Annotated in this window: 12 protein-coding genes; 4 read left to right on the top strand and 8 right to left on the bottom strand. The window is 64.0% G+C overall.

All coding sequences use genetic code 11. The annotated features are described in order from the left end of the window. Positions 1 to 45: 45 nt before the first annotated feature. The 7 genes from ACE2AA_RS14235 to ACE2AA_RS14205 form a co-directional block, all read right to left on the bottom strand. Positions 46 to 819 carry an ATP12 family chaperone protein gene (locus ACE2AA_RS14235; RefSeq protein ID WP_395370222.1) on the bottom strand — a complete coding sequence of 258 codons (774 nt, stop codon included), beginning with the start codon at positions 817 to 819 and terminating at the stop codon, positions 46 to 48. Further along, on the bottom strand, positions 816 to 3,293 hold the full coding sequence (locus tag ACE2AA_RS14230) for an AsmA family protein (protein WP_395370221.1): 2,478 nt from the start codon (positions 3,291 to 3,293) through the stop codon (positions 816 to 818). The genes ACE2AA_RS14235 and ACE2AA_RS14230 overlap by 4 nt, the downstream gene beginning before the upstream one ends. Positions 3,294 to 3,325: 32 nt before the next feature. Further along, entirely contained in the window at positions 3,326 to 4,303 is a 978-nt protein-coding gene (locus ACE2AA_RS14225) for an RluA family pseudouridine synthase (RefSeq protein ID WP_141262089.1), read from the bottom strand. Next, positions 4,300 to 5,688, bottom strand: a complete 1,389-nt coding sequence (locus tag ACE2AA_RS14220; RefSeq protein WP_141302248.1) for a replication-associated recombination protein A — start codon at positions 5,686 to 5,688, stop codon at positions 4,300 to 4,302. Before ACE2AA_RS14220 ends, ACE2AA_RS14225 begins: the two co-directional genes overlap by 4 nt. A 123-nt stretch (positions 5,689 to 5,811) precedes the next feature. Next, a complete protein-coding gene (locus ACE2AA_RS14215; RefSeq protein ID WP_395370218.1) occupies positions 5,812 to 7,188 on the bottom strand; it encodes an MBOAT family O-acyltransferase in 1,377 nt (458 codons plus the stop codon). Then, positions 7,188 to 8,420: an NAD(P)/FAD-dependent oxidoreductase gene (locus ACE2AA_RS14210; RefSeq protein WP_395370217.1), complete on the bottom strand. Its 1,233-nt coding sequence runs from the start codon at positions 8,418 to 8,420 to the stop codon at positions 7,188 to 7,190. The genes ACE2AA_RS14215 and ACE2AA_RS14210 overlap by 1 nt, the downstream gene beginning before the upstream one ends. Positions 8,421 to 8,424: 4 nt before the next feature. Next, entirely contained in the window at positions 8,425 to 9,093 is a 669-nt protein-coding gene (locus ACE2AA_RS14205) for a glutathione S-transferase family protein (protein WP_025437472.1), read from the bottom strand. 167 nt (positions 9,094 to 9,260) lie between these two features. Here ACE2AA_RS14205 and minC point away from each other — a divergent pair, with 167 nt between their 5' ends. The 3 genes from minC to minE all read left to right on the top strand — a co-directional run bounded on the left by minC (position 9,261) and on the right by minE (position 11,196). Next, positions 9,261 to 9,995 (top strand): septum site-determining protein MinC, encoded by a 735-nt coding sequence (minC, locus tag ACE2AA_RS14200; RefSeq protein WP_395370215.1) that lies wholly within the window; start codon positions 9,261 to 9,263, stop codon positions 9,993 to 9,995. Positions 9,996 to 10,108: 113 nt separating this feature from the next. Next, positions 10,109 to 10,921 (top strand): septum site-determining protein MinD, encoded by an 813-nt coding sequence (gene minD / locus ACE2AA_RS14195; protein WP_141262084.1) that lies wholly within the window; start codon positions 10,109 to 10,111, stop codon positions 10,919 to 10,921. Next, positions 10,921 to 11,196: a cell division topological specificity factor MinE gene (minE, locus tag ACE2AA_RS14190; protein ID WP_141262083.1), complete on the top strand. Its 276-nt coding sequence runs from the start codon at positions 10,921 to 10,923 to the stop codon at positions 11,194 to 11,196. The genes minD and minE overlap by 1 nt, the downstream gene beginning before the upstream one ends. A gap of 43 nt (positions 11,197 to 11,239) precedes the next feature. On the opposite strand, the gene ACE2AA_RS14185 is transcribed toward minE, so the two are convergent. Then, on the bottom strand, positions 11,240 to 11,914 hold the full coding sequence (locus ACE2AA_RS14185) for a GntR family transcriptional regulator (protein ID WP_141262082.1): 675 nt from the start codon (positions 11,912 to 11,914) through the stop codon (positions 11,240 to 11,242). Positions 11,915 to 12,159: 245 nt separating this feature from the next. Between ACE2AA_RS14185 and ACE2AA_RS14180 the strand changes: the two genes are divergently transcribed. Next, the gene (locus ACE2AA_RS14180) at positions 12,160 to 12,726 is read left to right on the top strand and encodes a bacterioferritin (protein WP_227002507.1); all 567 of its coding nucleotides are present in this window, start codon (positions 12,160 to 12,162) and stop codon (positions 12,724 to 12,726) included. Positions 12,727 to 12,746 lie beyond the last annotated feature (20 nt).

The raw sequence follows: 12,746 nt of genomic DNA, 5'->3' as shown, positions 1-12,746 counted from the left end.
GAAAATAAAGTTTTTAGGTGCTGCCTTTTCAGGCTGCCCTTTGCCTCAGGCCATATGGCACAGGCGCAGGAAACGCGATGCGTCAGTCACCTCGACCGCCGCCAGACGCAGGCTTTCTTCCTGCCTGTCATCCCTGCCCCATATTTCCATCTGGGTGCGTTCATCCACGGATGCGATCTCGGCTGCCTTCGCGGCAGACAGCGCGCCGGTCACGACCGCCAGCCCCAGCACGATGCTTTTCATGGCAGGCACCATCACACCCAGCGCCGCAAGCGTGGGATTATCCGTCTTTTCCAGTATGCTGCGCCACGCCACATGCACCGCCTGCGATTGTGACAGGGGCATGATGCCCTGCGTCACCGCCATATCGATGCCATAACGGGCATGCAGCCACGCAAGCTGCGGGTCCCATTCCGCCTTCTGGCGCGCGCACAGCAGGGCGGGATAATCCGCGCGGTAGCACAGCAGTTCCCCATCCACGTAATGCAGCAGGGCACTTACCTGCGCTGCCGGGTCGGGGGCGACGCGTTCAATCATGGTGCCGGCAATACGGGTCAATGGCAGGTCATCGGGGGTGAAATCTCCCCCTTTTTCTCCACCGGCATGCGCCCATTCATCGGCAATCGCACCGGCCAGCGCCCGGGACGTGACACACAGCGGCGTCCCGCCGGGCAGGCGGATGCCACGCCCGTCAAGTTCGACACTGAATCCGCCCTCCGCCGGGCGGGCGGCAGCCAGTGCCCAGAACCGCTTGCGCCTGCCCTGTGTCTGGGGTGTGGGGGGACTTACCCCCTCCTTCATCCCGTTACCCTGCGTCATTTCAGGATACCCAGCCCCTTCAGCAGGCCAGCCGCCTTCTTCACATCCGGTGAGGACTTGGAGTTGCCCAGCAGGCCCGCCGCACCAGAGGACTTTGCCTTGGGTGCCGCCGTCGTGGGTTCGGGGCCAGCCTGTCCCTCACGCGCGGCCTTCAGCGTCGCGGGACAGGGATCGACCGCCGCCTTGCTGTCCGAACCGCCCAGAAGCAGGCCGATGGCGTAACGGCCATCTGCGCCGCCATCCATCTTGGGACGGGGCGCGGAAAGCGTGCCCCCCACGCGCAGCGGCACGCTGGCCCCGGTGCCGCTGATCATGACCTGCGGCACAAGATGCAGGTCCAGGTCATGCGACACCATGCCCACCGTGCCCTTGCCGGTCACGGTCAGCGCATTGGTCTGCACGCCGATGGTGTCAACATTCGCCTTTTTGTCCGCCATGCTCATATGCAGGCCGAAGCAGCGCAGCGCGATCGGGCCGGAACCCAGCGCGCCACGCGCCGCATCCCCCAGCAGTTCACCCAGCGCACTGCCGCTGACCGTGCCATTGACCATGGACACGCCAAGATGCCCGGTCATGGCGGTGCGCAGTTCGGTCGCGGTATTACCCTGCGTATGCACTTCACCCACGACCTGCAGCGCACCCTGCACCATGTTGGACAGGCCCGCCTTGCTTTCCAGCCATGTCGCCGGCAGCACCAGCGTGCCGATCGTGCCCGATACGGTGGGCACGCTGCCCGATGCATTGACTTCAAACTGGCCCGACAGGCGACGGCCGGTGCCTTCGGCCTGTAGCGGATCGACCTTCAGCAGCCCGTTACGCAGGCTGATATGGGTCAGGGCATTGTGGTATTCATCACCTTCGAATTCCAGCTGCGCCACAGTCAGGCGCAGGTCCGCATCCAGCTTGCGCAGCCGGTCGAACGGCAGCGTTTCGTCACTGCTTTTGCCATTCGCAGGCGCGACAGTGTTTGCGTCGGCCCTGGTGGTGGTCGTGTTACCCATCAGGGCATCCGCGTTCACCCAGCTTGCATCAAGCGCGCCACTGACCAGCGGCACGCCCGCATGCCCACCGTGAACCGACAGGTCCAGTGCCCCCTTGAGAGAGACCTGCGTGCTCTTGAGCGCAATATCCGAAAGCTGGAAATGCGCGCCGTTATCCTCGCTGACCAGATGGGTCGAGGCTTCCAGATGATCGATCACGGCACCATTGGGCAGCGGCAGCTTGCCTGCGGTTGCGTTGACATTAACCACCGCGCGCGACCCGCCCAGCGTGCCCGCGACACGCAGGCTGCCCGGATCACCCGACAGGTCCAGCGACAGCGGCAGCGGATCGGCCAGATGCGACAGCGCCGCCTGCTCCACCTGCTGCAGCGACCCCAGCGTGCCGGACAGTTTCAGCCCCTGTCCCTGCCATGTACCCTGGCTGCGGATGGTCACGGCATCCTTCGGACCCGGCGCGTCAACCGACAGCCCCTGCAATGTCAGGCCGGACAGGTACTGCCCGGCATCAACCGCGCCCGTGTCCAGATGCAGGGAATTGAGCAGCGGCGTGCTGCCTTCCTTGTCCGCCGCACTGCCATCAACCACGTTGGCCTTGATCGACAGACGCCGCGCGTCAGGCAGGCTCAGGCCGGGGACGAACGCCTCGATCGCCTTCAGGCTGGCGATATTGCCATCCAGCGTGATGTTGTAGCCCTTCATGTGGTCGGGGTCAGCCACCGTGCCATCCACCGCCAGCTGGCCGACCTGCTGCCCGCCAGCCCTGAACGCCGCCTGCAACGCAACCGGCCAGCCCGCGCGCGCGGTGGATGTCAGGTTGATCGCACCCGTATGCCCCGCCAGCGTGAAGCTGCCGCTGTCATTATGGCCAGCCACGTCAATTTCGGGCTTTGCGCCATCAACATCCGACAGGTTGATATGATCCAGCACCACCTTGCCCCTGCTGCCCGACATCTGGTCGTCCCAGTCAAGGTCGGCATTGCTTATGCGGATGCTGCCGATCTGCACTTTCCAGTCGGACGCGGCCTGCGTGGTTTTGGTGTCAGCCGTGGCCGTGGCCTGCGCGCCGGTGGGCGACAGACGCCAGTTGGCCATGCCCTTGTCGGTGCGTTCCAGATGGACGACAGGGTGGACCAGCTTCAGGTCTTCCAGCCGGATTTCATGGTGCAGCAGCGCCATCAATCCCACGCTGGCCTGCAGCTTTTCCGCCGTCACCATGTCGGTATAGGCCCCACCGGCCATGTCCGACAGCCCGACATCACTTACGGACAGCGACAGCGTCGGGAAGACATGCAGTTCCAGCCCCCCCATGCGCACCTTGCGACCGGTCTGCTTTTCAATCGCGGCAATGGCCTTGGTGCGCAGCGCATCAGGGTCCAGCATGGACTTGACCGCAAGCCCCGCCCCGCCCGCGATCACGACCAGCGCTGCGACCGAGCCAAGGAGTATGCGCCGTGCATTTCCGTTCTGTGCCATTTCAATTCCTGTCCTGTACCATTCTGGCCGCGCTAGCTGCGGCGGGGCTGCGCCGTGGCGGGTGCGACAAAACCGATCTGCCGGAATGTCTCACGCATGTGGGGGGGCAGGTCCGCCTCGACCACCAGCGTGCCACCTGCCGGGTGCGGCAGTTCCAGCCTGCGGGCATGCAGATGTAGCTTATCCGTAAAGCCCGTGACATGAGCTATGTCACCGCCATATTTCGGATCACCCAATATGGGGTTGCCCAGTGCCTCGCAATGCACGCGCAACTGATGGGTGCGGCCTGTCAGTGGTGACAGCGCCAGCCACGACAGCTTGCGCCCTGCCGCATCCAGCACCTCGTATTCCGACAGGGCATGCACCGCGTCCGCGTCACCGCGTTCGGCCACGACGCTGATAGCACCCGCACCCGCGCCCAGCTTGGTCAGCGGCTGGTCAATGATGCCCGTGGCAGGGCTGGGGCGGCCCACGACCACCGCCCAGTAGACCTTGTGCACGTCACGCCCCCGGAAGGCTGCCGCCAGCTTGGCCGCAACCCCGGGCGTGCGCGCCACCAGCAGCAGGCCGGACGTATCACGGTCAATACGGTGGACCAGACGCGGCCGCGGGTCATCGGGGTTTTCGCGCAGGCCATCAAGCAGCGCGTCGATATGGTGCGTGATGCCGGGACCGCCCTGCACCGCGATGCCCGCGGGCTTGTTCAGCACGATCACATGGTCATCACGATAGACGACCATTTTGTTGATCTCGCGCACCTGCCGTTCGTCCAGCGGCTTGACCGCCAGTGGCGGAGGACGGTTCGCATTGGGGATGGGCGGCACGCGCACGGCCTGCCCCGGTTCAAGACGGGTGGCGGCGGTGGCGCGTTTGCCATCCACGCGCACCTGTCCCGTGCGGCACAGCTTCTGCAGCGCACCCTGCGTCAGATGGGGGTAATGCCTGCGGAACCAGCGGTCGAGGCGGATATCGGCTTCGTCATCACTGACGGTAAGGGTAACGACACTCATGACCCACGGCTTTCGCGCACTCTGTTCCAACTGTCCAGTCGTCGTGCCACTTCACGTTCATATCCGCGCCCGGTGGGCTGGTACAGTTTCGGGCGGCGCATGCCGTCGGGGAAGTAATTCTGGCCCGATATGCCACCTTCCGTATCGTGGTCATATTCATAGCCCTTGCCATAGCCGATATCCTTCATGAGCGTGGTCGGCGCGTTGAGGATATGGGCCGGGGGCATCAGGCTGCCGGTAGCGCGTGCCGCACGGCGGGCCATGTTGTAGCCTTTGTACACCGCATTGGACTTGGGTGCCGTGGCCAGATGCACCACAAGCTGCGCAAGCGCCAGTTCTCCCTCCGGCGACCCCAGCCGTTCGAAAGTCTCCCATGCGGCGACCGCCAGCGGCAGGGCCTGCGGGTCGGCCATGCCCACGTCCTCGGCGGCGAAACGGGTCAGCCTGCGGGCGATGTAGCGCGGGTCCTCGCCGCCTTCCAGCATGCGGGCGAACCAGTACAGCGCCGCATCCGGGTCCGATCCGCGCATGGATTTATGCAACGCGGAGATCAGGTTGTAATGCTCCTCCCGGTCCTTGTCATACAGTGCCGCGCGACGTGCAAGCAGGCTGGACAGGCCACCGGGGTCCAGCGGCGCCTTCTGCGGTGGCAGGGCCAGAAGCTGCTCGACCATGTTCAGCAGGTAGCGCCCGTCGCCGTCCGCCATGGCGCGCAGGGTGGCACGGGCTTCGGGCGTCAGCGGCAGGGTCATGCCGGTCGCTGCTTCGGCGCGTTCCAGCAGTTTTTCCATCGCCGCGTCATCCAGCCGGTGCAGCACCAGCACCTGACAGCGTGACAGCAATGCGCTGTTGAGCGCAAAGGACGGGTTTTCCGTCGTGGCCCCCACCAGCACCACCGTGCCATCTTCCACCACCGGCAGGAAACCGTCCTGCTGCGCGCGGTTGAAGCGGTGGATTTCATCAACGAACAGCAAGGTGCCGCCGCCATTCGCACTTGTGCGCCGCGCATCCTCGAACGCGCGCTTGAGGTCAGCCACACCGGAAAACACCGCCGAAAGCTGCACGAAGCGCAGGCCCGCCGCATCGGCCAGCAGACGCGCGATGGTGGTCTTGCCCACACCCGGCCCGCCCCACAGGATCAGGCTGGCCAGCGACCCGCGCGCAAGCATCTGCCGCAGGCTGCCCTGCGGCCCGAGCAGGTGATCCTGTCCCACCACCTCATCCAGCGTGGTGGGACGCAGGCGGTCAGCCAGCGGCTGGGTGCGCGCGGGGGACCTGGATTCATGGGCCGGAAACGGGACCGGGCCACGCCTGTCCTGCTGTGGCGGGGGCGCGCCAAACAGGTCCGCCGGCTCGTTATCCATGCTGTCACGCCTGCCTGCCATATGCTCCTGCCTGTAATCATAGCGGCCCCACGTGGCGGACCATTACTGAATCTGGGAACTGTTGCCCTTCAATACCAGTACCCCCGACACAATACATGCCCCATACGGCAATGACACGCGATGTCAGAACTGGAAATAGATGAAGGGCTCGGGCGGCCGCCCGCCAATCAGGAACACCAGCAGCACGAAAGCAATACCTGCCGCCACCGCCATCCACGGTGCGGGCCGCAGGCGTTCGAGCACCACCTGCTGTGACACGGGACCAATCACCGCCACACACGCCGCCAGCCCCAGCACGACCGGATGCCGGATGGCGGCCCCGCTTATGCCATGCAGTCCCGCCATCGCCCCCAGCATCCGTCCTGCCGTTGCAAGGTCGGCGGCGCGGAACACCACCCATGTCAGCAGCACGAACCCGACGGTCAGCACGTACCCGCCCACGCGCGGCATGGCCTGCCCCGCCCGGTCCCACGCATGGGCCACCGCCAGTGCCGCGCCATGCAGCAGGCCCCACACGACAAAGGTCCACCCAGCCCCATGCCACACGCCCGCCAGCCACATGGTGACCATCACGTTGGCGGCCTGCCGCAGCGGCACGCAGCGGTTTCCACCCAGCGGGATGTAGATGTAATCACGCAGGAAGCGCGACAGCGTCATGTGCCACCGACGCCAGAAATCCCGCACCGATACCGCCGCATAAGGCGCGTTGAAATTGAATGGCAGGCGGATGCCCATCATCAGCGCCATGCCGATGGCCATGTCGGAATAACCCGAAAAATCAAAATAGATCTGCAGCATGTAGGCCACCGCCGCCAGCCATGCCGCCCCCATACCCGGTACATGGCCCGCATGGGCTGCATCAAACACCGGCGCGCAGATGGTGCCCAGCGTGTCGGCCAGCCCCACCTTCTTGCCAAGCCCGATCAGCAGCAGCAGGCCACCCCGGCCAAGGTTTTCCCACATCGCGGCATTGCGGGGGTTGATGTCGAACTGCGGGATAAGTTCGTTATGCCGCACGATGGGACCAGCCACGAGTTGCGGGAAGAACGTGACGAATTCCATGAAATCCGCCAGCCGGTACACCCGCGCCTGCCCACGTCCCAGATCGACAAGGTAGGATATCTTCTGGAATATGAAAAAAGACAGCCCCAGCGGCAGCACGATGGGCCATGCCGCATGATCCAGCCCCGCCCGGTGCAGGACGCTGCCCACCAGCCAGTCGGCATATTTGAAGCCGAACAGCACGGCAAGGTTGCCCACGATCCCCACCCGCAACCAGATGCGCCGGCCGGTCCGCCCCCACAGGATGGCGATCATCTGGCTGAACCCGATCATCGCAAGCCAGAACGGCACGAAACGCCAGTCCCACAATCCATAGAACAGCATCGAGGCTGCGATGATGACACCCTGCCGCGCGGCACGACTGTCGCCCACGGCGTAATACAGACCGAGAACCAGCGGCAGGAAGACAACCAGAAACGATTGTGACGCGAACAGCATCAGCCGCCGCGTTCCGCCACCGCCTGCCCCGCCGCATGGCCGCTGGCCCATGCCCACTGGAAATTGTAGCCGCCCAGCCAGCCGGTCACATCCACCGCTTCCCCCACCATGAACAGGCCTGGCACGTCACGCGCCTGCATATCGCGTGAGGACAGGCAGTCCGTATCCACTCCGCCGCGCGTGACCTCGGCCTTCACATAGCCTTCGGTGCCATGCGGGTTGAGCCGCCAGCTGGACAGGACGCTGGCGACATTGGCCAGCACCGCATCGGGCATGCCCGCAAGCTGCCCGTCAGGCAGGTGCGCCTGCGCCATAAGCTGGGCCAGGCGCTGCGGCAGCAGCATGGACAGCATGGCCACCCCGCCCGCACGCGGGCGATCGCGCTTGATCTCCAGCAGCCTGCGGCCGGCATCGATGCCGGGCAGCAGGTCGATGTCCAACACCTGTCCCGGCTGCCAGTATGACGAGGCCTGCAGGATGGCAGGCCCCGACAGGCCACGATGGGTAAAGACCATACCGTCACGGAAGGTGACCTGACGCGCCTGCCGCCCTTCCCCGGCCAGGCAGGTAATGCCCACCGTGACCGACAGCCCGGCCAGCGGTTCCATCCATTCACGGTCCTGCGCGCCGAATGTCAGCGGCACAAGACCTGGCGCGGGTGGAACGATGCGCAGCCCGAACCGGCGCGCAAGGTCGTGAGCCAGCCCCGTTGCCCCCAGCTTGGGAATTGACAGGCCGCCGGTCGCGACAATCAGGTTGGGCGCATGGAAGATGCCATGATCCGTCTCGACCCGGTAATGCCCGGCCCCGTCACGCGTCACATCGATGATACGGTGCGATACCCGCACATCCACCTGCCCCGCCGCGCATTCGCGCCGCAGCATGTCCACGATGTCGCGTGCCGAACGGTCACAGAACAGCTGACCCGCCGCCTTTTCATGCCACGGGATGCGATGGCGCTGCACCATGTCCAGGAAATCGGCGGGCGTGTACCGCGCCAGCGCCGATTTGGCGAAATGCGGGTTGGCGGACAGGAACTGCCCCGCCCCGGCATCCATATTGGTGAAATTGCACCGGCCACCGCCGGAAATCAGGATCTTGCGGCCCGCATGCGGCGCATGGTCCAGCACCAGCACCCGCGCGCCCGCCTGCCCTGCCGTAGCGGCCGCCATAAGGCCCGCGGCCCCGGCCCCCAGCACGATGGCGCTGAAACCGGCGGTCTGTGCTGTCATATCTTTAGAAATCCAGATCCGCGTAATGGGCGGGAGGGGTGAAACCGGTGATGCGGTCCTGTAGCAGGGCACGGAAACACGGACGGCTCTTGACGCGGGCGTACCAGTCCTTGGCCGCGGGTGCGCGCGACCAGTCCACGTCATCAAGGAAATCAAGGCAGGACAGGTGGGCGGCTGCGGCGAAATCCGCCATCGACAGCATGTTGCCCGCCAGCCACTGCCGCGTTTCGGCCAGCCAGTCGATATAGGACAGATGGGTGCGGATATTGGCATACCCCGCGCGCAGGGCAGCGCCATCAGGGTTGCCCTTGCCCGAAATACGCTTCATCACCTTTTCATTGAGCAGGTTGCGCGACACTTCTGCCCCGAACTTCTCGTCGAACCAGACCACCAGCCTGCGCACCTCCACCCGTTCGGCCAGCGTGCGGCCCAGCAGCGGGGTGTCGGGATAGGCTTCCTCCAGATATTCGCAGATGACCCACGAATCGGGAATGCACAACCCGTTGCTTTCCTGTAGCATGGGCACCGTGCCTGCAGGATTGCGGTCAAGATATTCAGGGCGGCGTTCCCACACACGCTCGGTCTTGAGTTCGAACGGCAAGCGCTTTTCCCCCAGCACGAGGCGGACCTTGCGGGAATAGGGGGACAGGGGAAGGTGGTAAAGGATGCGCATGTTCCCGCTTTATTGCATTGTCCCGCCATTCGCCAAGCCCCGAGTGCGCAGGCATGGAAAAGTATGGATGCATGACAGGTTAATAAGGCATCCGCCCCTCGACAGTTACCGCATGGCACGGTAGCTGGAAACAACACGTCCCATTCACCAGACAGGACAGGATAACGTTGCCCGACGAACTGCGTCCCACACCGAAAATCCGCGCACGCGGACGGTCGTTCCTTGCCCTGGTGCTGTCGCCTGAACCCGTGCTGGCCGACTGGCTGGCCGGGCTTGATGCGCAGATCGCGCGTTCAAGCACATTCTTTGCCGGCAAGCCGGTCATCCTTGACCTGTCCCTGCTGGACGCCACGACGGAAGGACTGGCCGACCTCTATCCTGCGCTGTGCGCGCGCGGCATCCGCGTCATCGGCATAGAAGGCGGCGATGCCGCATGGGCCGCCTGCGCCGGCTGGGACTGGCCATCGGGGTTCATGGGCGGCCGTGCATCCGGCGCCGTGGAAATACCCGATGACGCTGCTCCCGCACAGCCCCAGCCACCACGCGGGTCGTCCATGATCATCGAACAGCCCATCCGTTCGGGGCAGGTCATCATGAACCCCGATGGCGACATCATCATCGTAGGCTCCGTCGGGTCGGGCGCCGAGGTAACGGCCGGCGGGTCGATCCATGTCTATGGTCCGCTGCGCGGCCGCGCCATCGCGGGCATGAACGGTCAGCCCGACGCCCGCATATTCGCCCATTCCATGCAGGCGGAACTGCTGGCGATCGACGGATATTACATAACTGCGGAGGAAATTGATCCGCAGTATGTTGAAAAACCCGCGCAGATCGTCCTCACTAATGACACACTTGTGGTGCAGCCGCTTGTGCCGTCTGCCTTTCCCGTGCGCAAACGCTAGGCAGGCACCCGACAGTCTCCCGTCACGCTCCTTACGCGTGCCAACCATCCAACCGTATCCATCAGGTCATGAACAAGAAAACACCCCCTAAAAGCGGACAAGGAAGTACCTCAATGGCAAAAGTGCTGGTTGTCACATCCGGCAAGGGAGGCGTCGGGAAGACCACCTCAACCGCTGCATTGGGCGCCGCACTGGCACAGACCGGGCAGAATGTCGTCGTAGTCGATTTTGATGTCGGCCTGCGCAACCTCGACCTCGTGATGGGGGCCGAACGGCGGGTCGTGTTCGACCTGATCAACGTGATCCAGGGCGACGCCAAGCTGTCGCAGGCGCTGATCCGTGACAAGCGCATCGAGACGCTGTCGATCCTGCCCGCGTCCCAGACGCGCGACAAGGACGCCCTGACGGCCGAAGGCGTTGCCCGCGTCATGCAGGAACTGCGTGAGAAATTCGACTGGGTGGTCTGTGACAGCCCCGCCGGGATCGAACGCGGCGCGCAACTGGCCATGTACCATGCCGACCACGCCATTGTCGTGACCAACCCCGAAGTGTCGTCCGTGCGCGACAGTGACCGGATCATCGGCATGCTGGACAGCACGACCGAAAAGGCGAAGGGCGGCGGCAAGATTGAAAAGCACCTGCTGCTGACCCGCTACGACCCTGCGCGCGCGGCACGCGGCGAAATGCTGCGGATCGAGGACGTGCTGGAAATCCTGTCCATCCCGCTGCTGGGCATCATTCCCGAAAGCGAGGAAGTGCTGCGTGCGTCGAACCTTGGCGCGCCGGTCACGTTAAGCAGTCCCGACAGCCCGCCTGCCCGTGCCTATGCCGAAGCCGCGCGCCGGCTGGAAGGGGAGAAGCTGGAAATCACGGTCCCGACCGAACGCAGGGGACTGTTCGCACGCCTGTTCAAGGGGAAAAGCTGATGAGCTTGTTTGGTTCCCTTTTTGGTCGCGGCACGAAAACATCCGCCCCTGTTGCCCGCGACAGGCTGCAGATCCTGCTGGCGCATGAACGTACGGGAGAAGGCAATGAATCCGACCTCCTGTCCAAGCTGCAGGCGGAGATCCTGGAAGTCATCAAGCGGCATATCCCTGTCGAGCAGGAAAAGGTGCAGGTAAAGCTGGACCGCGGCAATTCCGTCTCGATGCTGGAAATCGACATCGAGGTACCGCAGATCCGCACGCCGGGCCGCCCGTAAGGGCCTGGCCCGGCCGGGTTTACACCCCGTTCAGGACGGCCCGTCAGGACAGGCGGGGTTCGATCCAGCGGCGCGCGTGTTCGAAATCGCGCGTGACCGCCGCCTGCGCCGCCTCCACGTCTCGCTGGCGCAGGGCTGCGATCAGGTCGTCATGCGGGTGGGTGCGCCCTTCATGCTGCATCTGGATCATGGGACGTGACAGGGCATAGATCGGCCCGATCCGCATCCACAGGTTGCGCAGGATAGTGGCTGTCAGGGGGAGTTCGGCCAGTGTCGCCACTGTAGTATGGAAATCGGCGTTGAACGCCGCCATGCCCCCGTCATCGCATGCGTGCGATGCATTCATGAACTGCTGCTGCAGGATGACCAGCGCCTCGATCCCATGATCGGACGCACGCTGGGCGGCAGCGGCGGCAAGGCGCATTTCCAGATCAACACGCAGATCATGGATTTCGGCAAAACTGCGCTGGGTCATGGCAGGCACGACGGCGGTATTGCGGTCGTTGAGTTCCAGTGCATGTTCGGACACAAGGCGCAGCAGCGCCTCACGCACGGGGGTGGGACTTAGCCCCAGTTCCGCCGCCAGCGGTCGCAGCACCAGCCGTTCGCCCGAGCGGTAACGGCTGCGGATCAGCCCGCGACGCACATGCTCATAGGCGTCGTCGCTCAACGCGCGGCGGGGAGGCTTTTCAGACTGGCCTGCGCTGAATGATACCATGCCGTTTACTTCATCCTTAATGCAAATAGGTCTTATTAGTACAGATCAATAATGATCTGGACGTGAATGGCAACGCCTGACGTAACGAAAAACCCGTTTTTCCCGCATTTAGACCGTTTGCGGACTGTCCCGACCTCAAAACCGCCCTGTGAAGGAACCCCTTTCCGCCCGGCCCGTTAGCACCAGCAATGATCCGTAACGGACATGCCGTCACCTGTATGCCCGGAACCGACAAGGAGAACATCATGTCCGAGACAGGCGAAAATACGTTCCTGACCGATGTACAGACCCTGCGTGAACGCGCGAAGAAGGCAATCGAGAAAGGTGCCCTCACCCCCGCATATCAGGGCAATGTCCAGACCGCGATCGACCTGCTGCAGACTGTCGTTGCGACCGAACTTGTGTGTGTGCTGCGCTATACCATGCATTCCATTTCCGTCACGGGCATTACCAGCGAAAGTGTCGCAAGCGAATTCGCGACCCACGCCAAGGAAGAGCGTGCCCATATGATGTGGGCGGCCGACCGTATCGACCAGCTTGGCGGTGTTCCCAACCTGTCACCCGAAGGACTGGCGACCCGCTCCGCCACCGAATATGGCGATGGCGGCAATCTGGTGGAAATGGTGCGCCAGAACCTTGTGGCCGAACGGCTGGTCATCGAACATTACCGCGAATTGATCCGCTATTTTGCCGACCATGACCCGACAACGCGGATCATGCTTGAAAAGATCCTTGCGGAAGAAGAAGAACATGCAACCGACATGCATGACCTGCTGGTAGCCCACGAAGGCCGTCCCTTCCTGCAGTCCTGACCTTCTCCCGCCTGTTTCCT

This window comes from Komagataeibacter diospyri (assembly GCF_043995075.1).
Lineage (GTDB): Bacteria > Pseudomonadota > Alphaproteobacteria > Acetobacterales > Acetobacteraceae > Komagataeibacter > Komagataeibacter diospyri.
This window is presented reverse-complemented; position numbering and strand designations above follow the sequence as displayed.

What these genes read in the sequence shown, in the direction of transcription:
- ACE2AA_RS14235 (WP_395370222.1), bottom strand. Translation starts at nt 819, where the DNA reads ATGACGCAGGGTAACGGGATGAAGGAGGGGGTAAGTCCCCCCACACCC.
- ACE2AA_RS14230 (WP_395370221.1), bottom strand. Translation starts at nt 3,293, where the DNA reads ATGGCACAGAACGGAAATGCACGGCGCATACTCCTTGGCTCGGTCGCA.
- ACE2AA_RS14225 (WP_141262089.1), bottom strand. Translation starts at nt 4,303, where the DNA reads ATGAGTGTCGTTACCCTTACCGTCAGTGATGACGAAGCCGATATCCGC.
- ACE2AA_RS14220 (WP_141302248.1), bottom strand. Translation starts at nt 5,688, where the DNA reads ATGGCAGGCAGGCGTGACAGCATGGATAACGAGCCGGCGGACCTGTTT.
- ACE2AA_RS14215 (WP_395370218.1), bottom strand. Translation starts at nt 7,188, where the DNA reads ATGCTGTTCGCGTCACAATCGTTTCTGGTTGTCTTCCTGCCGCTGGTT.
- ACE2AA_RS14210 (WP_395370217.1), bottom strand. Translation starts at nt 8,420, where the DNA reads ATGACAGCACAGACCGCCGGTTTCAGCGCCATCGTGCTGGGGGCCGGG.
- ACE2AA_RS14205 (WP_025437472.1), bottom strand. Translation starts at nt 9,093, where the DNA reads ATGCGCATCCTTTACCACCTTCCCCTGTCCCCCTATTCCCGCAAGGTC.
- minD (WP_141262084.1), top strand. Translation starts at nt 10,109, where the DNA reads ATGGCAAAAGTGCTGGTTGTCACATCCGGCAAGGGAGGCGTCGGGAAG.
- minE (WP_141262083.1), top strand. Translation starts at nt 10,921, where the DNA reads ATGAGCTTGTTTGGTTCCCTTTTTGGTCGCGGCACGAAAACATCCGCC.
- ACE2AA_RS14185 (WP_141262082.1), bottom strand. Translation starts at nt 11,914, where the DNA reads ATGGTATCATTCAGCGCAGGCCAGTCTGAAAAGCCTCCCCGCCGCGCG.
- ACE2AA_RS14180 (WP_227002507.1), top strand. Translation starts at nt 12,160, where the DNA reads ATGTCCGAGACAGGCGAAAATACGTTCCTGACCGATGTACAGACCCTG.